The sequence below is a fragment of the Nocardia arizonensis genome, from assembly GCF_001310275.1.
GTDB lineage: Bacteria > Actinomycetota > Actinomycetes > Mycobacteriales > Mycobacteriaceae > Nocardia > Nocardia arizonensis.
Genome location: NZ_LGYZ01000117.1, coordinates 1 through 19,910 on the forward strand (window position 1 = coordinate 1; position 19,910 = coordinate 19,910).

Consider the following 19,910-nt stretch of genomic DNA (forward strand, 5'->3'; position numbering starts at 1 on the left):
CGGCCGCTATCGGATGAACAAGAAGCTCGGTATCCACACCGACGAACCCATCGGCTCGGCGGTGCTCACCGAAGAGGACATCGTCACGATCATCGACTATTTGCTGCGTCTGCACGCGGGCGAGAAGAAGATGACAGCGCCGGGCGGTATCGAGGTGCCGGTGGAGATCGACGATATCGACCACTTCGGCAATCGACGCGCCCGAACGGTCGGCGAGCTGATACAGAACCAGGTCCGCCTCGGGCTCTCGCGTATGGAGCGTGTGGTCCGCGAGCGCATGACCACGCAGGATGTCGAGGCCATCACCCCGCAATCGCTGATGAATATCCGCCCGGTCGTCGCGGCGATCAAGGAATTCTTCGGCACCTCGCAGATGTCGCAGTTCATGGATCAGCGCAATCCCCTCGCCAGCCTGACCCACAAACGCCGCCTCTCCGCGCTCGGGCCCGGCGGTCTGACCAGGGAACGCGCCAGTCTCGAAGTTCGCGACGTGCACTACAGCCACTACGGCCGCATGTGCCCGATCGAGACGCCGGAAGGACCGAATATCGGTCTGATGGGCTATCTTTCGGTGTACGCGCGGGTCAATCCGTTCGGTTTTCTGGAGACGCCGTATCGCCGGGTCGTCGACGGCAAGGTGACCGATGAGGTCGACTATCTGTCCGCCGATCAGGAAGACCTGCACGTGGTGGCACAGGCGAATTCGCGCCTGGATGCCGAGGGGCGTTTCCTCGACGCGCGAATCGCCGTGCGTCGCAAGAATTCCGAGGTCGAGCTGGTCGACTCGTCATCGGTCGACTACATGGATGTTTCGCCGCGTCAGATGGTGTCGGTGGCGACGGCGATGATTCCGTTCCTCGAGCACGACGACGCCAACCGTGCCTTGATGGGTGCGAATATGCAGCGTCAGGCGGTGCCGTTGATTCGTTCGGAGGCCCCCATCGTGGGTACGGGTATGGAGTTGCGGGCGGCGGTGGATGCCGGTGATGTGGTGGTGAACGAGAAGGCGGGTGTGGTCGAGGAGGTTTCGGCTGATTATGTGACGGTGATGGCCGATGACGGGTCTCGTAAGTCGTATCGGATGCGGAAGTTCAACCGGTCGAATCAGGGCACGTGTTCGAATCAGCGTCCGATCGTGGACGAGGGGCAGCGGGTCGAGGCGGGTCAGGTCCTGGCCGATGGTCCGTGTACCGAGAACGGTGAGATGGCCCTCGGTAAGAACCTGTTGGTGGCGGTGATGCCGTGGGAGGGCCACAACTACGAGGACGCGATCATCCTGTCGCAGCGTTTGGTGGAAGAGGATGTGCTGACCTCGATCCATATCGAGGAGCACGAGATCGACGCGCGTGACACCAAGTTGGGTGCCGAGGAGATCACTCGCGATATCCCGAATGTCTCCGACGAGGTCCTCGCCGATCTCGACGAGCGTGGCATCGTGCGGATCGGTGCGGAGGTGCGTGACGGTGACATCCTGGTGGGCAAGGTCACCCCGAAGGGTGAGACCGAGCTGACCCCGGAGGAGCGGTTGTTGCGGGCGATCTTCGGGGAGAAGGCCCGTGAGGTGCGTGACACGTCGTTGAAGGTTCCGCATGGTGAGTCGGGCAAGGTGATCGGTATTCGGGTGTTCTCGCGTGAGGACGACGACGATCTGCCACCCGGGGTGAACGAGTTGGTGCGGGTGTATGTGGCGCAGAAGCGCAAGATCCAGGACGGTGACAAGCTCGCCGGTCGTCATGGCAACAAGGGTGTGATCGGCAAGATCCTGCCGACCGAGGACATGCCGTTCCTGCCCGACGGCACCCCGATCGACATCATCTTGAACACCCACGGTGTGCCGCGTCGGATGAATATCGGTCAGATCCTGGAGACGCATCTGGGGTGGATCGGTAAGGCGGGTTGGCGGGTCGATGTCGCCGGTGACGGTAGTCGTCCTGAGTGGGCGCGGGCGTTGCCGGAGCAGATGTTGGGTGCGCCGGCGGATTCGAATATCGCGACGCCGGTGTTCGATGGTGCGCGTGAGGAGGAGTTGACCGGGTTGTTGGCTTCGACCCTGCCCAACCGCGATGGTGAGCGGATGGTCGACGACGACGGTAAGGCGATCCTGTTCGACGGTCGTTCCGGTGAGCCGTTCCCGTATCCGGTGGCAGTCGGCTACATGTACATCCTGAAGCTGCACCATTTGGTCGATGACAAGATCCATGCGCGGTCGACGGGTCCGTACTCGATGATCACTCAGCAGCCTTTGGGTGGTAAGGCCCAGTTCGGTGGTCAGCGTTTCGGTGAGATGGAGTGTTGGGCCATGCAGGCCTACGGTGCGGCTTACACGTTGCAGGAGTTGTTGACGATCAAGTCCGACGATGTCGTGGGTCGGGTCAAGGTGTACGAGGCGATCGTCAAGGGCGAGAACATTCCGGAGCCGGGCATTCCTGAGTCGTTCAAGGTGTTGTTGAAAGAACTCCAGTCGCTGTGCCTCAACGTCGAGGTGCTGTCTTCGGACGGCGCGGCAATCGAGATGCGCGACGGAGACGATGAGGATCTGGAGCGCGCGGCGGCCAATCTCGGCATCAACTTGTCGAGGAACGAAGCGGCCACGGTCGACGATTTGGCCAATTAGGCGGTAAGGCCGGATGCCGTACACAGCGACGGTATCCGGCCACCGCGCTCCAACCACTAGTGAACTTTTGCTCGAATTCGACCCGAACAGGGGAAAGGAAGTTACGTGCTAGACGTCAACTTCTTCGATGAACTCCGTATCGGTCTGGCCACCGCCGAAGACATCCGCCAGTGGTCCTACGGCGAGGTGAAAAAGCCCGAGACGATCAACTATCGCACGCTCAAGCCCGAGAAGGACGGCTTGTTCTGCGAGAAGATCTTCGGTCCCACCCGGGACTGGGAATGCTACTGCGGCAAGTACAAGCGTGTGCGCTTCAAGGGCATCATCTGTGAGCGCTGCGGCGTCGAGGTGACCCGGGCCAAGGTGCGTCGCGAGCGCATGGGCCACATCGAGCTCGCCGCACCCGTGACCCACATCTGGTACTTCAAGGGCGTGCCCTCGCGCCTCGGCTACCTGCTCGACCTCGCGCCGAAGGATCTCGAGAAGATCATCTACTTCGCCGCCTACGTCATCGTCGCGGTCGACGAGGAGCTGCGGCACAACGAGCTCTCCACCCTCGAGGCGGAGATGGAGGTCGAGAAGAAGGCCGTCGCCGATCAGCGCGACGCCGATCTCGAGGCCCGCGCGCAGAAGCTGGAAGCCGATCTGGCCGAACTCGAGGCCGAGGGCGCCAAGTCGGATGTGCGCCGCAAGGTCAAGGACGGCGGCGAGCGTGAGATGCGTCAGCTGCGCGACCGCGCCCAGCGCGAGCTCGACCGGCTCGACGAGATCTGGACCACCTTCACCAAGCTCGCCACCAAGCAGCTCATCGTGGACGAGGTGCTCTACCGCGAGCTCATCGACCGCTACGGCGAGTACTTCACCGGCGCGATGGGCGCGGAGTCGATCCAGAAGCTCATGCAGAACTTCGACATCGACGCCGAGGCCGAGATCCTGCGCGAGACCATCCGCAGCGGCAAGGGGCAGAAGAAGCTGCGCGCGCTCAAGCGGCTCAAGGTCGTGGCGGCCTTCCAAGCCAACGGCAACTCGCCGATGGGCATGGTGCTCGACGCCGTTCCGGTGATCCCGCCGGAGCTGCGGCCGATGGTTCAGCTCGACGGTGGCCGCTTCGCCACCTCCGACCTGAACGACCTGTACCGCCGCGTCATCAACCGCAACAACCGCCTCAAGCGACTGATCGACCTCGGCGCGCCCGAGATCATCGTCAACAACGAGAAGCGGATGTTGCAGGAGTCCGTGGACGCGCTGTTCGACAACGGCCGCCGCGGCCGCCCGGTCACCGGACCCGGCAACCGCCCGCTGAAGTCGCTCAGCGATCTGCTCAAGGGCAAGCAGGGCCGGTTCCGCCAGAACCTGCTCGGCAAGCGCGTCGACTACTCGGGCCGTTCGGTCATCGTCGTCGGCCCGCAGCTCAAGCTGCACCAGTGCGGTCTGCCCAAGCTGATGGCGCTCGAGCTGTTCAAGCCGTTCGTGATGAAGCGCCTGGTCGATCTGAACCACGCGCAGAACATCAAGTCCGCCAAGCGGATGGTCGAGCGTCAGCGTCCCCAGGTGTGGGATGTCCTCGAAGAGGTCATCGCCGAGCACCCGGTGCTGCTCAACCGCGCGCCGACCCTGCACCGCCTCGGCATCCAGGCCTTCGAGCCGCAGCTGGTGGAGGGCAAGGCCATCCAGCTGCATCCGCTGGTCTGTGAGGCGTTCAACGCCGACTTCGACGGCGACCAGATGGCCGTGCACCTGCCGCTGTCGGCGGAGGCGCAGGCCGAGGCCCGCATCCTCATGCTGTCCTCGAACAACATCCTGTCGCCCGCGTCGGGTCGCCCGCTGGCCATGCCGCGTCTGGACATGGTGACCGGTCTGTACTACCTGACCCGCCTCGTCGAGGGCGCGAAGGGCGAGTACCGGGAGGCCACCAAGGACGCGCCGGAGCAGGGCGTGTACTCCTCGCCCGCCGAGGCGCAGATGGCGGTCGACCGCGGTGAGCTGACCGTGCGGTCGCTGATCAAGGTGCGTCTGACCGACCAGCGTCCGCCGAAGGACGTCGAGGCCGCCCAGTTCCCGGACGGCTGGACCCGTGGCGAGGCGTGGACCACCAAGACCACGCTGGGCCGGGTGCTGTTCAACGAACTGCTGCCCGCGGACTACGCGTTCATCAACGAGCAGATGCCGAAGAAGCGTCAGGCGACGATCATCAACGATCTCGCCGAGCGCTACCCGATGATCGTGGTCGCCCAGACCGTCGACAAGCTCAAGGACGCGGGCTTCTACTGGGCCACGCGTTCCGGTGTCACGGTCTCCATGTCGGACGTTCTGGTTCCGCCGGAGAAGGCCGAGATCATGGAGCGCTACGAGGCGCAGTCGGATCAGATCGAGAAGAAGTACCAGCGTGGTGCGCTCGATCATTCCGAGCGCAACAACGCGCTGGTCAAGATCTGGCAGGAGGCGACCGAAGAGGTCGGTAAGGCGCTGCGCGCGCACTACCCGACCGACAACCCGATCATCACGATCGTCGATTCGGGCGCGACCGGTAACTTCACCCAGACCCGTACCCTCGCCGGTATGAAGGGCCTGGTGACGAACCCGAAGGGTGAGTTCATCCCGCGGCCGATCAAGTCCTCCTTCCGCGAGGGCCTGACGGTTCTGGAGTACTTCATCAACACCCACGGCGCGCGCAAGGGTCTGGCCGACACCGCGCTGCGTACCGCGGACTCGGGTTACCTGACCCGTCGTCTGGTCGACGTCTCGCAGGATGTCATCGTGCGCGAGCACGACTGCGGCACCGAACGCGGCATCGTGGTGCCGATCGCGGAGCGGCAGCTCGACGGCACGATCATCCGCGACGCGCACGTGGAGACCACCACCTACGCGCGCACCCTCGCCTCCGACGCGATGGACGCCGACGGCAACGTCGTGGTGGCCAAGGGCGCCGATCTCGGCGATCCGGCCCTCGAGGCGCTGCTCGAGGCAGGTATCACCGAGGTTAAGGTCCGCTCCGTGCTGACCTGCACCACCGGCACCGGCGTCTGCGCGACCTGCTACGGCCGTTCGATGGCGACCGGCAAGCTGGTCGATATCGGCGAGGCCGTCGGTATCGTCGCCGCGCAGTCCATCGGTGAGCCCGGTACCCAGCTGACCATGCGCACGTTCCACCAGGGTGGTGTCGCAGGCGACGACATCACCGGTGGTCTGCCGCGTGTCACGGAACTCTTCGAGGCGCGCGTGCCCAAGGGCAAGGCGCCGATCGCGGAGGTCTCCGGCCGGGTGCGGCTCGAGGACGACGACCGCTTCTACAAGATCACCATCATCCCGGATGACGGTGGCGAGGACGTCGTCTACGACAAGCTCTCGAAGCGTCAGCGTCTGCGTGTGTTCAAGCACGACGACGGCACCGAGCGTCTGCTCTCCGACGGCGACCACGTCGAGGTCGGCCAGCAATTGCTGGAGGGCGCGGCGGATCCGCACGAGGTGCTGCGCGTGATGGGTCCCCGTCAGGTGCAGGTCCACCTGGTCCACGAGGTCCAGGAGGTCTACCGCTCGCAGGGTGTGTCGATCCACGACAAGCACATCGAGGTCATCGTCCGCCAGATGCTGCGTCGGGTGACGATCATCGATTCCGGTGCGACGGAGTTCCTGCCCGGTTCGCTCACCGAGCGGGCCGAGTTCGAGGCCGCCAACCGCCGTGTGGTCGCCGAGGGCGGCGAGCCCGCGTCGGGTCGTCCGGTGCTGATGGGTATCACGAAGGCATCGCTGGCCACCGATTCGTGGCTGTCGGCGGCCTCCTTCCAGGAGACCACCCGAGTGCTGACGGACGCGGCCATCAACTGCCGCTCCGACAAGCTCATCGGCCTGAAGGAGAACGTGATCATCGGCAAGCTGATCCCCGCGGGCACCGGTATCAACCGGTACCGCAACATCCAGGTTCAGCCGACCGAGGAAGCCCGTCTGGCCGCGTACGCGGTGCCGTCCTACGACGACACCTACTACAGCCCGGACAGCTTCGGCGCCACCACCGGTGCCGCGGTTCCGCTGGACGACTACGGATTCAGCGACTACCGGTAGTCCGTACCCGGTTCGACCGATCGCCCCGCTCCTGTCGAGGAGCGGGGCGATCCACGTTTCCGGCTGTGCACAAGGACCTCGGGATGGTTGTGGATGGACAGCGGAAACCTACTTCACCGCGGTCATCGGACCGGAGCTGAGCTTGTCATCGCTCGCTGTCGAGCAAGGTCATCTGAGCGCTCGCGTAGCGATCGCCGGCGACCCGGTCGGCGGGCGCCGCGGACTCGATCGCGGCGAGTTCCTCGGCGTCGAGCCGAATATCCAGTGCGCCAAGGGTTTCGGTCCAGCGATCGGGTCGGCGTGCGCCGATCACCGGCACGATGTCCTCGCCGCGGCTGGGCACCCACGCGATGGCCAGCTGGGCCACCGAGACATGGTGGCGCGCCGCGATCCCGGCCAACTCGTCCACCAATTCCAGGTTGCGCGTGAGGTTCTCGCCCTGGAAACGCGGGTTGTGCGCGCGGAAGTCGCTCGGGGCGAAATCCGTTCCCGCGCGCAGGGAATCGCTGAGAAGTCCGCGCGAGAGCACGTTGTAGGCGGTGACGCCGATACCGAGTTCCCGTGTCGTGGGCAGGATCTGGGCCTCGATACCGCGGGTGATCAGCGATCTGGAGGTCGGCGATCGGCGCGACCGCGGCGGCGCGGCGGACGGTGTCGGCGCCGACCTCGGACAGTCCGATGTGACGGACGTAGCCCGCCTGGACCAGTTCGGCGATGGCGCCGACGGTGTCCTCGATGGGTGCGCCAGGTCCAGCCGGGCGGGCCGGTAGATGTCGATGTGGTCCACGCCGAGGCGGCGCAGCGTGTAGGTGAGGTAGTTGCGCAGGGCGGCGGGCCGGTTGTCGCGCTCGCCCCAGGAGCCGTCCGGGCCGCGAAGCATGCCGAACTTCACGCTCAGCACCACGTCCTCGCGGGGGCGGTCGGCGATCGCCCGCCCGATCAGCATCTCGTTGTGGCCCGAACCGTAGAAGTCGCCGGTGTCGACGAGGTTCGCGCCCGAGTCGATCGCGGCGTGGATGGTGGCGAGGGATTCGGCGTCGTCGCCCGCGCCGTACACGCCGGACATGCCCATGGCGCCGAGTCCGATGCGCCCGACTACCGGGCCGGTGCGGCCGAGACTGACGGTGGTGATCTTCGTGGTGGTCATATCCCAGCCTGCGCCCGCGTGAGCCGGGGCGGCAGAGAGTGTTCATCGGGGGAGCGGCGATCCCTGGCTGCGACGGGTCGTGGCGGGGACAGTGGAGGGATGGACCGCATCGCGACGACCGGGATCGGCTCGGCCGCAATCACGTGGCGGACCTGCGCGCCACCGCCGCGCGGCGCGCCGACGACGCCGATGTGTGTGAGTTCATCGCCGCGCTGCGCGCCGAGAGTCCCGAATTCGAACGGCTCTGGCACGAGCACGTGGTCGCGGTGCGGGTGTCGGATACCAAGCGCATCCTGCATCCGGTGGTCGGTCCCGTCGATGTCGTCTGCGAGACCCTGCTGACCACGAACGAGGCGCAGCGATTACTGGTATACCTGCCGAAGCCGGGTTCCGACGCCGCGGAGAAATTGGATCTGCTGCGGGTGGTCGGCACCCAGAGCCTGGCGCCCGTCGAGGGCTGAACTTCGCGCCATCGCGAATGAATCGACGCAGAAACGACGCATTTATTCCATGATCGGTGTAGAAACAGAGCGTAGCTGATCATTTGCCGCTACGGCCGCACAGGGCAATTGGTGCGGTTCGCCGCAGCCGCGGCGAGCGGTTCGGGACAGGTGAGCAACCACGACAACGACCGCTGAGGTCTTCTCGAAGGAAGCGACACACACTATGCGATACACGCAACGATCACTCCTGCTGGTCACGGCCGTGGCCGTCGCCGCGCTCGGCGCTTCGGCCTGCTCCGACAACTCGACCTCCCCGGCCACCAGCAGTGTGGTCACGACGACGAGTTCGGCCGAGGCGAGTTCGCCGACGGCCACCTCGGGGGCCGGCGCGGCCGCTCCTGTCGGCGCGGGCTGCACCGCCTACGCGCAGCAGGTGCCGACCGGGCCGGGGTCGGTAGAAGGGATGAAGACCGAGCCGGTCTCGGTCGCCGCGGCCAACAACCCCCAGCTCACCACGCTCGTCGCCGCGGTGTCGGGGAAGTTGAACCCGCAGGTGAACCTGGTCGGCACCCTCGACGGCGGGCAGTTCACCGTGTTCGCCCCGGTCGATGCCGCGTTCGCGAAGCTCGACCCGGCCACCGTGGATGGGTTGAAGACGGACTCGGCGGCGCTGAACAAGATCCTCACCTATCACGTGGTGCCGGGGCGGCTGGCGCCGAACGCGGTGGTAGGCGAGCAGACCACCGTCGAGGGCGGCAAGGTGACGGTCACCAAGTCCGGCGACGACTACAAGGTGAACGACGCGACCGTGATCTGCGGTGGCTTGGAGACCGCGAACGCGACCGTATACCTCATCGACACCGTGCTGACGCCCCCTGCCTCCTGACGAACGCGCTTCCCGGTCCGCGAAACGTGGCCGCATCGCAGCCTGGGCCGGGTTGTGCGCCAGGGGCCTGCGTTCTCGGGCCGGACCCGGGCGGCCATCCGCGGTCAGGAGCGGGCGGCGCCCATCCGGCGCTTGCGTGGCTTCAGGTGCAGACCGGGCAGCGGCGGGACCGGAATGCGCTGGTCGGGGGTGTGCCCCGCGATATCGGGGAATCTGGTGACGTCGTGGTTCTCCCAGTCGGCGCGCGCGGTCACGATCTCCTCGTGACCGCGACCGACGAAGTTCCACCACATCACCAGTTCCTCGCCGAACGGTTCGCCGCCGATCAGCAGAAAATGGGCGCCCCCGGTGGATTCCAGGCGCAGTTCCGCGCGTTCGGTGCCCAGGTACAGCAGGGGACCGGGCGCGAGGGCGGTGCCCGCCGCGGTCAGGTCGCCGTCGATGAGCATGATCGCGTATTCGAAACGGGTGTCGAGCGGCAGCGTGGCCGAGGTGTCCGGGTCGAGGACCACATCGGCGCCCACCAGCGGGGTGTAGGCCCGCGCGGGTGAGGTGTACCCGGCCAGCGATCCGATCAGGACGGTGGCCCGCAGACCGGGTGCGGTGTGTACGGGCAGGTCGCGGTGCTGTTCGAAATGCGGGGCGATGTCGGCGCGGTCTCCCGGGAGGGCGATCCACAGCTGGAGGCCGTGTCCGGCGGGCGCGTCGGCGGGGTAGTACTCCGAATGCGCGACGCCGCGACCGGCGGTCATGAGATTCAACTGGCCGGGGTGGATCTCCACATCGGAGCCAACGGAGTCGCGGTGGCGGATGCGGCCGACGAACGGCCAGGTCACCGTCTGCAATCCGATATGCGGGTGCGGGTCGATATCCGGCGGCGCGTCGGTCCTGGTGACTGTCGGCGATCCGAAATGGTCGAAGAAGCACCACGCGCCCACCGTGGGCAGATCCCGCTGCGGCAGCACCCGCTCCACGAAGACCCCGCGCACGCCGCCCAGCGGAACCTCGCGGGCCGGATACAGTTCGATGACCGGTCCCGGCCCGGGCGCGGGTTCGCACACGACCTCGTCGGGGCGCGTCTCCGTATCGCTCATGCTCGCGCCCCGTTCACCGCCGCACACCCTTGCCGAGGACGTGCCCGTCGTAATCGGGGTTCTTGTCCAGGTAGGAGCGGATGAACGAGCAGTGCGCCTCGATGACCCGTCCGCGCGCGATCACATCGTCCAGCGCGCCCTTGGCGAGCACCTTGGCGAGCCCTTTGCCCGCGAACGCGTCATCGATCTCGGTGTGGACGAAATCGGTGACATCGTCGCGCTCGACGTATTCGGTGAAGCCCGCCAGGGCGCCGCCGTGGAAGACCTCGTAGCGGTGCTGTTCGGGATTGTTCACGACCTTGTTCTCGTCGGCCACGCCTTCTCCTTTCGAGCGTGCACGGGAGGCCCGCTCATGATCGAGACGCGGTTGCACGCGCCGATGGTGGCGATCCACACCGATCCACTCCGCGATGGTAATCGCGCCCGGTACTACTCCCGACCCGCGGAGGTGGCGGACATATCCGGGTAGCGGGGGCCGGCGACCTCGGCCGCGATGGGTTCGAGGGTTGCGAGTTCGTCGGGGGTCAGTGCCAGGGTGGCGGCGGCGAGGTTCTCGGCCAGTCTGGTTCGGCTGCGGGTGCCCGGAATCGGCACCACCGTCGCCGCGTGGACCGCGGCCTGTGCGTGCACCCACGCCAAGGCGACCTGGGCGAGGGTGATGCCACGCCGCTCGGCGATGGCGCGCAACGGATTCAGCAGCGCGGCGTTGTGTTCGGCGTTGGCGCCGGAGAACCGCGGCATGCCCTTGCGGAAGTCGGCGGCGTCGCCGAGTTCGGTCGCCGAGGTGAACGAGCCGGTCAGGAATCCACGCCCGAGCGGCGAGTACGGGATGAAGGTGATCCCGAGTTCGGCGGCCGCGGGTACCGCGGTGCGCTCGACATCGCGGGAGAACAGCGACCATTCCGACTGCACGGCGGCGATGGGATGGATGGCGTTCGCCTCGCGCAGTTCCGCGCCGGTCACCTCGGACAGGCCGAGCGCGCGCACCTTGCCCTGCGCGACGAGTTCGGCCAGCGCGCCGACACTGTCGGCCAAGGGCACGCGGGTATCGCGGCGGTGCATGTAGTAGAGGTCGATGGTTTCGATGCGGAGGCGGCGCAGGCTGGCCTCCACGGCGGTACGAATGTACTCCGGCGAGTTGTTCACGCCCCGGAAACTCGGATCGTCGGATTTGCGGACGATGCCGAATTTGGTGGCGAGCACGAGGTGGTCGCGATTGGCCCGGACGAAGTCGGCGAGGAATTCCTCGTTGTGTCCCGAACCGTAGACGTCGGCGGTGTCGAAGAGTGTGACGCCCAGTTCCAGCGCGCGATCCAGGGTCGCGCGCGACTCCTCCAGGTCGGAGGGGCCGTAGAACTCGCTCATCCCCATGCAGCCGAGCCCTTGGACGCCCACCTCGATACCGCTCGCGCCCAGTGCGGCGGTAGGTAGTGTGCCGATCGTCGTCATACCTTGATTCCTTCGCTGTCGTGGTTGGCGGGCGCACTGGAATCACCCTGGTAGATGGCGATCTTGTAATCCAGCACGGCCACGGTCTGACGAAGTTCATCGATCTTGGCGAGTACCTCGGCCCGGGTCTTGCGGAACATCTCGAGCCGCTGCGGCATGGTCGAATCCCCCAGCCGGACCAATTCCGCGTAGCGGACCATGTCCGCCACCGACATCCCGGTGGTGCGCAGACGACCGATGAGGGTGAGCCATTGCAGATCCCGGTCGCTGAAGCGCCGTCGTCCGGTGTGATCGCGGCCGATGTAGTCCATCAGCCCTATCCGCTCGTACCACCGCAAGGTGTCGCGGCTCAAACCCGATCTGGTCGAGACCTCGCCGATCGAATACCGCGGCAGTTCCCAATCGTCGTCATGCTCGCGAACCGCGATGTCGCCCACTTGCCCTCGCCCTTCTCGTCGAACGTGGTCGACGGTAGTCACCTGGAGCGCACTCCAAGCAAGGACAACTTTCGCCGCCGTGCGGGCTATTCCGGCCCGATATGGCCGCTACGACACCTTTCGCGCCTACCCTGGTGACATGGCAGGTAAGGACATCGACCGCATCCGGGCGAAATCGGCCCTGGCCACGGTCAAGGAGAGCCCGGTGATCGCCGCGATCGCCGTGGCGCCGTTCGTCGTCGCGCTCGGGATCGTGTGGGCGCTCTTCGGTGGGTTCGCCGCATTCGTACTTCTCGTCGTGCTGGGCGGGATCGCGGTCGTCGGGGGCAAGCTCTACCGCTGAGCCGGCGCACCGCCCGACCGTGGTCAGCGTGGGATGTGGAAGCGCACCAGCTCACCGGCGCCGGGCTCGACGCGCGCCCAGGGCCGGTCGAATTCCAGGACCGCGAGCGCGGAGGTCGGGAATTTCCGGCTGAGTTCGACGGCCTGTTCGGAATTCCGGTTGTTCGCCAACTCCCACGCCGTCCACGGCATTCCGGGTGCGTGGCCGATCACCAGCAGCGTCGACACGTCCTCGTCGCTGAGCTGGATCAATTCGATCAGCGACTGCGGGGATGCCTCGTAGATCCCGCGTTCGAAGACCACGGGCGCGGTCACGCCGGTCGCCTCCAGTGTTTCCCGGGTACGGGTCGCGGTCGAGCAGCGCACCGCGTCGATGCGCGGCTGCGTCTCGCGCAGCCACTGCCCGGCCAGTGCCGCCTCCCGCAGGCCGCGCGGCGCCAGCGGTCGCTCGTGGTCGGCGACGCCGTCGGGATAGCCCGATTTTCCATGCCGCATGAGGATCAGGGTGCGCACCATGTCAATACGGTAAGCGGCCGTCGGCGAGTGCGCGTGGGAGGGCGGCCGGGCGTCCGGTCGGGCCCGATTCGCGCGCCGGGCCGGGTGCGCGCACGGCCGCGAAAGAGGACCGGTGGGAGGTATGCGCCACTCTCGAGGCACACTGAAAGGGGCGTCACATTCCGCGCACCACGCGATCGTGGCGTCGTTGTCCACCCGCAACCCCAACGGTGGCACACCGCCCACGCACATTTTCGAGGATCTGCAGAATATGGCCTACGTAATCACGCAGCGTTGTTGCAATGACGCCAGCTGTGTCTCCGAGTGCCCGGTCGACTGTATTCGCCCTACTCCGGACCAGCCGGAATTCGCGTCGACCGAGATGCTCTACATCGACCCGGATACCTGCATCGATTGTGGTGCTTGTGTGGACGCGTGTCCGGTGGAGGCCATCTTCTCCGAGGATGATCTTTCGGCGTCGTTGGCACGGTTCCGGGACATCAATGCCGCCTATTTCCAGCGGCATCCGCTGGAGTCGAATTTCGAGCCCATCACCGCGCCGTCGCGTCCCCCCAAGGAGTTGGGGACGCTGCGGGTGGCGATCGTGGGGGCCGGTCCCGCGGCGTGTTACGCCGCCGACGAGCTGTTGCGGCGCTGTGACGCGCAGGTGGAGTTGTTCGACCGGCTACCGACGCCGTGGGGGTTGGTGCGGGCGGGGGTGGCGCCGGACCATCCTGGCACCAAGACGGTGTCGAAGGTGTTCGAGTCGGCGTTTCGTCGCGACACGGTGCAGTACTACCTGAATGTGGAGGTCGGCACCCACATCAGCCACCAGGAGTTGTTGGAGCATCATCACGCGGTGTTGTACGCGGTGGGGGCGTCGGCGGATCGGCGGATGGGTGTCCCAGGGGAGGATCTGCCGGGTTCGCATTCGGCGACGGAATTCGTGGCCTGGTACAACGGCCACCCCGATTTCGCCGACCGGGAGTTCGATCTGTCCGGTGAGCGGGCGGTGATCGTGGGTAACGGCAATGTCGCCCTGGATGTGGCGCGGGTGTTGACCGTCGACCCCGAGGAGTTGGCCAAGACCGACATCGCCGACCACGCCCTTGCCGCCCTGCGGAACAGCAAGATTCGGGAGGTGGTGGTGCTCGGCCGCCGCGGCCCGTTGCAGGCCGCCTACACGACACCGGAGTTTCTGGCGTTGACCCATCTGAACGGGGTGGACGTGGTGGTGGATCCCGCGGATCTTGAACTCGATCACGCCAGCCGCGCGTTGTTGGACGATCCGCAGGTCGAGCCGTCGCTGACGTTGAAGTACACCCTCGCCCAGGAGTACGCGGCCGCACCGCGCAAGGAGGGCAACAAGCGGATCGTGTTCCGGTATCTGGGTTCGCCCACCGCGATCCACGGCACCGAACGGGTGGAGTCGTTGGAGTTCGTGCACAACGAACTCGACACCAAGGACGGTCGTTTGATCGCGCGGGCGACCGACCGCAGCGAGACCCTGGAGACGGGGCTGGTGTTGCGGTCGATCGGCTACAAGGGGTCCCCGGTGCCGGATCTGCCGTTCGATCCCGACCGCGGGGTGGTGCCCAACGTTCACGGGCGGGTCACCGACAGCGACGGCACCGTGTTGACGGGGGTGTATGTGTCGGGCTGGATCAAACGTGGTCCGCGGGGGGTGATCGGCACCAACCGGATCGATTCCGTGGAAACCGTCGAACAGCTCATCGCCGATTTCACCGCCGGGAAACTCGACCCACCCGCCGGTGACCGCGAGGCGTTGAAGAACCTGCTCGCCGAGCGTCAACCCGACCTCGTCGACCGCGAGGGCTGGAAAGCCATCGACAACGCCGAGAAGACCGCGGGCAAGACCACGGGACGACCTCGCGTCAAACTCACCACCCGCGAGGATCTGCTCAAAGCCGCCCGCGGCTGACACCCGAGCGCGAAACAGGCCGGATCATTCCGATCCGGCCTGTTTGTCGTTCGTGCCGGACCCGCTCAGGGCAGGGGCATGACGCGCACGACCGTGGTGGTCGTACCGCCCACCACGAACCACAGGCGCAGTACCGGCCCACCCGACCGGTCGCCGTGCTCGTACCGACTGCGTACCGTCACGTGTTGGCGGGCGAGTACGGGTGCGACGTATTCGATGACCGCCCGGTGCGGTCCGGCGACCAGTTTCGGGTACTCCACGAGGAACTGTTCCACCGCCTGCCAGTAACAGGCGTTGTTGACGTGGTTGAACTGGTCGATATCGGTCGCGCGCACCGGGAACGGCAGATCGGTGTCGGATTCGGGCGGGGTGGCGTCGGTCAGGTATGGTCGCCACCGCAGCCGGTGTTCCTGCGTGGTCTGCGCCAGGTACGACAGGCCCTCGTCGCTGATGCGGGCGGGCATATTGTTGGATTCGCTGATATTGATCCAGAAACCCTCGGTCTCGATCAGACCGCCGTTTCCGCTGGTGATCCGTACCCGCATATTCGTCCAGCGGGTCGACATGCTCGAACACCACCGCAGCAGCCGCACCTGGTCCGGCCACTGGATCGGCCGGATGACGTCGATGACGGTACGTCGGACGATCCACACCGGATCGGTGCGATGCAACGAGGTCTGATGCAGCTGCTCCCAGGCGATATCCTGCAGATAACGAGCCACGCTGTCGAAGCGGAGCCGATCGTAGGGATCCACATCACCAGCCCGGATGGGCCACGCCGAAGCAAAGCCCATGCCCTCCTGGGGAAGCGGGGCGAGTGGCTGATCGAGTGACACTTGTGCTCCTCGCGCTGCACACGGTGTGCCGCGTCTTCTTGCGGTGCTGTTGTGAGACGACTTTACGGGGTGTGCGTCACACCATCGCGTTGAGCCGTCTCTACTCACAGGTACGCCGCCTACCAGGCAGTATGGCGACCATGTTCGAATCCGACCGCCCTGCCGGACTCGGCGCGCGCCCGCCGACCGAGCGCTTGCCGCCGCGGGTATCACCACCCTTTCCAACCTGACCACACGGACCGAACACGACGTGGCCGCCCTGCATGGTATCGGCCTCACCGCCATCGTAAAGCTCCGTGTCGCGCCGGCAGAACGTAACCTCACATTCGCCACGATGGACGGGTGTTCCTCGGCCACGCACCCCCCGGCGGTCGGCCGGGGTCGATCTCCGCCACCGGGCCCGCGATACGGAATCCCGGGTCGGGTCGGTCCCCGCGTCCGGTGTGGTTGCCGGGTGCCACACCGCCGCGGTAGTGGATGCCGACACCGCCCGCGTGCCGTGGCCGCTCGTCCGGTCGTGGCGGCATGCCGCCCGCGTCGGTCTTCGTCCCCGGACGAAGCCGTCGAGCGGTTCGGGCCATTACGGGTACGGGCCGGCGTGCCCGGGGTCGGTCCGGCCTCATCACCACATATGGCCTCGGGTCGATCCACCTGGAAGCCGAAGCCCGCCAACGTGTTTCTTGCCCGCTGTCCCGAAACGCGGCGGGATACGGACGATCTGCCGTACCGGGCCACGCGCGTCGACGGTCGTGGGCCTGCCGGTACCACGGCGGTGGGAGACCGAGCGGCGCGGGGGAATACCGGAGCGTAGCGGATTCCTTGTCACGGTGAGTGTTTCACGCTCGCGGACGACACGGTCGGGTACGGGCGGTAGCCTGTGGTCATGGCCACAGGGTCTAGGGTGGGTTCTCGGTTCGGGCGCTATGAGCTGCGCCGTCTGCTCGGCGTGGGCGGTATGGGCGAGGTCTACGAGGCATACGACACCGAGAAGGGCCGCACGGTCGCGCTGAAGTTGCTCGATGTCGAGTTGGCCCGCGACCCGATCTACGTCGAACGGTTCCGCCGCGAATCGTTCGCCGCCGCGAGACTGCAAGAGCCGCATATCATTCCGGTGCACGACTGGGGCGATATCGACGGCGTGCTCTATATCGATATGCGATTGGTGGCCGGACAGGATCTCAAGGACCACATCCGTTCGCGGGGTCCGCTGCCGGTCGCCGAGGCGGTCTCGGTGATCGAGCAGATCGCCTCGGCGCTCGACGCCGCGCACGCGGCGGGATTGATCCACCGCGATGTCAAGCCCGCGAACATTCTGATCACCGGCGGCTCCTTCGCGTATCTGGTGGATTTCGGTATCGCGCATTCCGATTCGGATGTGCAGCTGACCGGCACCGGAAGTGCGGTCGGCTCCTTCGCCTATATGGCTCCTGAGCGATTCGAGAACGTCGCGCCCACCCCGTCGATCGATGTCTACTCGCTGACCTGTGTGCTGTACGAATGTCTCACCGGCACAGTGCCCTTCCCGGCCAACAGTTTCCCGGTGGCGATACGGTCGCACCAGATGGCGCCGCCGCCGCGGCCGAGCGCGCGTTCGAGTGCGTACGCCGCCTTCGACCAGGTCGTCGCGCGCGGGATGGCGAAGAATCCCCGCGATCGCTACCGCACCGCGGGGGAGATGGCCATCGCGACGCGCGAGGCGATGGGGCGGGTCGGATCCGGTGTCGCGGTGACGAATACCGCGCGGGAAGCGCCGACGCTGACGCGCCCGGCGCCGCCCGCCCACGTCTCGGCGCCGCAGCCGACCCGGCGCGATCCGCAGCCCTCCTATCCCACCCACCCCTCCGCCCCCCTGCCGGTTCCGCCCGCGCCCAGCGGCGGCGCGACCGTGCCGCTGCTGGCGGGCGCGCTGGGAGCGGCGGTGGTGGTCCTGCTCGCGATCACGGCCGCGTGGGTGATCAGCCAGAACTCCCGGCACGACGGTTCCTCGCCGGTCGCGAGCGGATCGGCCGCGTCGTCGGCGGGCTCGGTGGCGGTGGCTCCTCCGACGCAGCGTTCCGCCGAGACCCCGCGGACCACGGTCGCGCAGGTCGCCCCGTCGCAGGCTGTCACGACGACGCGCGACGCGACGCCGCCCCTGTCGGGTTCGGTCTCCGGCGCCGACGGTCAAGGCTTCCTCGACGGGCCGCGGTGCAACGCCGCCAATCCGGCGTACGCGATCGGGCGCACCACGGCGTCGCGGGTGGTGGTCTGCCGGACCGGGGTGGGCCGGTACTACTACAAGGGTGCGCGCAACAGTGACAACGCGGGCATCGAACTCGATGATCCGGTGCCGAACGGCGGCGGCGGATTCACCGTGACCAACCCCAAAGACGGCACACAGTACGTGATCTCACCGTCGAGCCTCATCGTCGTGCAGAACGGCAGAACCGTCGCGAATGAGACGATGATAGAATTTTCCTCTCGCTGACAGTAGTGGGGCCGATACGTGCGAGGACAGGTTGAGCGGGGTGCGCCGCCGCGGTTAGGTTGATCGCGACGTCGCCCCAGGCGTCACGGACGGAGAGGTCGGTCGAAATGCGCGCAGCCCAGGTCAGTAGGTTGGAAGGGCCCGAAGCGATCGAGATCGTGGAGATCCCGGAGCCGACGCCGTTTCCGGGGGGTGTCGTCATCGACGTGCACGCCGCGGGGGTGGCGTACCCGGATGTGCTGATGACCCGGGGTCTGTACCAGATGAAGCCCGAGCTCCCCTTCGTGGTGGGCGGCGAGATCGCGGGCGTGGTGCGCGAGGCGCCGGAGGGCTCCCACATCGCCGCCGGTGACCGTGTGGTCGCGCTGACCATGCTCGGCAACGCCATCGCCGAGGTCGCGGTGGCGCCCACGCAGATGGTGTTCAAACTACCGGACAACATCTCGCTCGAGGCCGGAGCCGGCATCGTCTTCAACGATCTGACCGTGCACTTCTGCCTGCGCAATCGGGGCAGGCTGGCCGAGGGCGAGACCGTGCTCGTCCACGGCGCCGCAGGCGGTATCGGCACCTCGACCCTGCGAATGGCGGCGGCGCTTGGCGCGGGCCGGGTGATCGCGGTGGTGAGCACCGAGGAGAAGGCCGAGGTCGCGCGGGCCAACGGCGCCACCGATGTGGTGCTCACCGAGGGCTGGCTTGCGGCGGTGAAGGAGCTGACCGGCGGTCGCGGTGTCGATATCGTGCTCGACCCGGTGGGCGGTGACCGGTTCACCGACAGCATCCGGTCGCTGGCGTCGGCGGGCCGCCTGCTCGTCGTCGGCTTCACCGCGGGCGAGATCCCCACCGTGAAGGTGAACCGGCTGCTGCTCAAGAACGTCGAAGTCGTCGGCGCGGCCTGGGGCGAATGGGTGATGTCGCATCCGGGCTACCTCCAGGAGCAGTGGGCCGAGGTGGAGCCGCTGCTGGCCTCCGGCGAGATCGCCCCGCCCGCACCGGTTCTCTACGAACTCGAGCGGACCGCCGAAGCGGTCGCCTCGCTGGAGAACCGCAGCGCCACCGGCAAGGTCGTCGTCCGGCTGCGCTGAACGCCGCGCGCACCGGTCCGACCGAGCTCAATCGCCCCGCGGCCTGCCCCGATAGGCGGGGGCCTTGCTGGTTCGGGCCGGCGCGAGCGTGCGCAGCAACGGCAGCGTGCGCGGCGCGACGACCGTGGAGAGCACGATCACGCTGTGTGAGCGCACCACCGAATTCGTGCGGTCGATACTCAGCAGCACGCTCTGGAGTCCCGCCTGCGAGTCCGCGCCGATGCGGCACAGGACATCGCCGGAGCCGGTGGTGGCGTACGCCTCCAGCACGCCAGGGATGGCCTCGAGTTCGGCCGCGACCAGATCCAGCGCGCCCTGGGCGATCTCGAGGGTCACGAACGCCTGCACCGCGAAACCCGCGGCGGTGACGTCGATCCGCGGATCGTAGGAGGCGATGAGCCCGGACTCCTCCATGCGCCCGATACGTGACTGCACGGTGGCCCGTGCGACCTTGGTGCGCCGGGGCAGTTCGAGGATTCCGGCCTTCTGGTAGTCGTGCATCGCGGTGAGGATCGCGAGGTCGAGCTCATCGAGTTTCGCGTGGGACATGGCGGCCTCCCTGTGCTGCGCGAACCGTGTGACCAGTGCTGTTCGAATTGTCCAGCATCACCGCGGCC

General features: G+C 66.9%; 15 protein-coding genes and 1 pseudogene. 8 read left to right on the top strand and 8 right to left on the bottom strand.

Annotated features, from left to right (window positions below):
* The coding region (gene rpoB / locus APZ21_RS26665; RefSeq protein ID WP_054816050.1) for a DNA-directed RNA polymerase subunit beta at positions 1–2,614 on the top strand (2,614 nt) is incomplete at its 5' end.
* 105 nt (positions 2,615–2,719) lie between these two features.
* Positions 2,720–6,673: a DNA-directed RNA polymerase subunit beta' gene (locus APZ21_RS26670; protein ID WP_054816031.1), complete on the top strand. Its 3,954-nt coding sequence runs from the start codon at positions 2,720–2,722 to the stop codon at positions 6,671–6,673.
* 145 nt (positions 6,674–6,818) lie between these two features.
* On the opposite strand, the pseudogene APZ21_RS36500 reads toward APZ21_RS26670, so the two are convergent.
* Positions 6,819–7,820: pseudogene (locus APZ21_RS36500) on the bottom strand (aldo/keto reductase).
* Positions 7,821–7,858: 38 nt separating this feature from the next.
* Here APZ21_RS36500 and APZ21_RS26680 point away from each other — a divergent pair.
* Both APZ21_RS26680 and APZ21_RS26685 read left to right on the top strand, forming a co-directional pair.
* On the top strand, positions 7,859–8,281 hold the full coding sequence (locus APZ21_RS26680) for an MmyB family transcriptional regulator (protein ID WP_244892362.1): 423 nt from the start codon (positions 7,859–7,861) through the stop codon (positions 8,279–8,281).
* 205 nt (positions 8,282–8,486) lie between these two features.
* On the top strand, positions 8,487–9,149 hold the full coding sequence (locus APZ21_RS26685; RefSeq protein ID WP_054816032.1) for a fasciclin domain-containing protein: 663 nt from the start codon (positions 8,487–8,489) through the stop codon (positions 9,147–9,149).
* 104 nt (positions 9,150–9,253) lie between these two features.
* Here the strand turns inward: APZ21_RS26685 and APZ21_RS26690 are convergent, their stop codons facing one another.
* From APZ21_RS26690 to APZ21_RS26705, 4 genes are all read right to left on the bottom strand, one after another.
* Positions 9,254–10,243, bottom strand: coding sequence for a pirin family protein (locus tag APZ21_RS26690; RefSeq protein WP_054816051.1), 990 nt, complete (start codon positions 10,241–10,243; stop codon positions 9,254–9,256).
* Positions 10,244–10,256: 13 nt separating this feature from the next.
* A complete protein-coding gene (locus tag APZ21_RS26695) occupies positions 10,257–10,559 on the bottom strand; it encodes a GNAT family N-acetyltransferase (protein WP_054816033.1) in 303 nt (100 codons plus the stop codon).
* 113 nt (positions 10,560–10,672) lie between these two features.
* Complete coding sequence (locus APZ21_RS26700) at positions 10,673–11,692, bottom strand: aldo/keto reductase (protein ID WP_054816034.1); 1,020 nt, start codon at positions 11,690–11,692, stop codon at positions 10,673–10,675.
* Positions 11,689–12,129, bottom strand: coding sequence for a MerR family transcriptional regulator (locus tag APZ21_RS26705; RefSeq protein ID WP_054816035.1), 441 nt, complete (start codon positions 12,127–12,129; stop codon positions 11,689–11,691). The genes APZ21_RS26700 and APZ21_RS26705 overlap by 4 nt, the downstream gene beginning before the upstream one ends.
* Before the next feature lie 139 nt (positions 12,130–12,268).
* Between APZ21_RS26705 and APZ21_RS26710 the strand changes: the two genes are divergently transcribed.
* Positions 12,269–12,472, top strand: a complete 204-nt coding sequence (locus tag APZ21_RS26710) for a hypothetical protein (RefSeq protein WP_054816036.1) — start codon at positions 12,269–12,271, stop codon at positions 12,470–12,472.
* A 23-nt stretch (positions 12,473–12,495) separates the two neighbouring features.
* Here APZ21_RS26710 and APZ21_RS26715 read toward each other — a convergent pair whose 3' ends face one another.
* Positions 12,496–12,987, bottom strand: coding sequence for a SixA phosphatase family protein (locus APZ21_RS26715; protein WP_054816037.1), 492 nt, complete (start codon positions 12,985–12,987; stop codon positions 12,496–12,498).
* Between the two features lie 250 nt (positions 12,988–13,237).
* Between APZ21_RS26715 and APZ21_RS26720 the strand changes: the two genes are divergently transcribed.
* Complete coding sequence (locus tag APZ21_RS26720; protein WP_054816052.1) at positions 13,238–14,908, top strand: 4Fe-4S binding protein; 1,671 nt, start codon at positions 13,238–13,240, stop codon at positions 14,906–14,908.
* Between the two features lie 65 nt (positions 14,909–14,973).
* Here the strand turns inward: APZ21_RS26720 and APZ21_RS26725 are convergent, their stop codons facing one another.
* On the bottom strand, positions 14,974–15,744 hold the full coding sequence (locus APZ21_RS26725) for an acyl-[acyl-carrier-protein] thioesterase (RefSeq protein WP_054816038.1): 771 nt from the start codon (positions 15,742–15,744) through the stop codon (positions 14,974–14,976).
* An 883-nt stretch (positions 15,745–16,627) separates the two neighbouring features.
* On the opposite strand from APZ21_RS26725, the gene APZ21_RS26730 reads away from it, so the two are divergent.
* Together APZ21_RS26730 and APZ21_RS26735 are read left to right on the top strand one after the other, a co-directional pair.
* Positions 16,628–18,211 carry a serine/threonine-protein kinase gene (locus tag APZ21_RS26730; protein ID WP_054816039.1) on the top strand — a complete coding sequence of 528 codons (1,584 nt, stop codon included), beginning with the start codon at positions 16,628–16,630 and terminating at the stop codon, positions 18,209–18,211.
* A gap of 107 nt (positions 18,212–18,318) precedes the next feature.
* Positions 18,319–19,293 carry an NADPH:quinone oxidoreductase family protein gene (locus APZ21_RS26735; RefSeq protein ID WP_054816040.1) on the top strand — a complete coding sequence of 325 codons (975 nt, stop codon included), beginning with the start codon at positions 18,319–18,321 and terminating at the stop codon, positions 19,291–19,293.
* A gap of 27 nt (positions 19,294–19,320) precedes the next feature.
* On the opposite strand, the gene APZ21_RS26740 is transcribed toward APZ21_RS26735, so the two are convergent.
* Positions 19,321–19,842 carry an Lrp/AsnC family transcriptional regulator gene (locus APZ21_RS26740; protein WP_054816041.1) on the bottom strand — a complete coding sequence of 174 codons (522 nt, stop codon included), beginning with the start codon at positions 19,840–19,842 and terminating at the stop codon, positions 19,321–19,323.
* Between the last annotated feature and the right edge of the window lie 68 nt (positions 19,843–19,910).

Bases quoted from the DNA above. Each gene is read 5' to 3' on its own strand.
- APZ21_RS26685 (WP_054816032.1), top strand. From the start codon at position 8,487: ATGCGATACACGCAACGATCACTCCTGCTGGTCACGGCCGTGGCCGTC.
- APZ21_RS26700 (WP_054816034.1), bottom strand. From the start codon at position 11,692: ATGACGACGATCGGCACACTACCTACCGCCGCACTGGGCGCGAGCGGT.
- APZ21_RS26690 (WP_054816051.1), bottom strand. From the start codon at position 10,243: ATGAGCGATACGGAGACGCGCCCCGACGAGGTCGTGTGCGAACCCGCG.
- APZ21_RS26735 (WP_054816040.1), top strand. From the start codon at position 18,319: ATGCGCGCAGCCCAGGTCAGTAGGTTGGAAGGGCCCGAAGCGATCGAG.
- APZ21_RS26740 (WP_054816041.1), bottom strand. From the start codon at position 19,842: ATGTCCCACGCGAAACTCGATGAGCTCGACCTCGCGATCCTCACCGCG.
- APZ21_RS26715 (WP_054816037.1), bottom strand. From the start codon at position 12,987: ATGGTGCGCACCCTGATCCTCATGCGGCATGGAAAATCGGGCTATCCC.
- APZ21_RS26710 (WP_054816036.1), top strand. From the start codon at position 12,269: ATGGCAGGTAAGGACATCGACCGCATCCGGGCGAAATCGGCCCTGGCC.
- APZ21_RS26730 (WP_054816039.1), top strand. From the start codon at position 16,628: ATGGCCACAGGGTCTAGGGTGGGTTCTCGGTTCGGGCGCTATGAGCTG.
- APZ21_RS26720 (WP_054816052.1), top strand. From the start codon at position 13,238: ATGGCCTACGTAATCACGCAGCGTTGTTGCAATGACGCCAGCTGTGTC.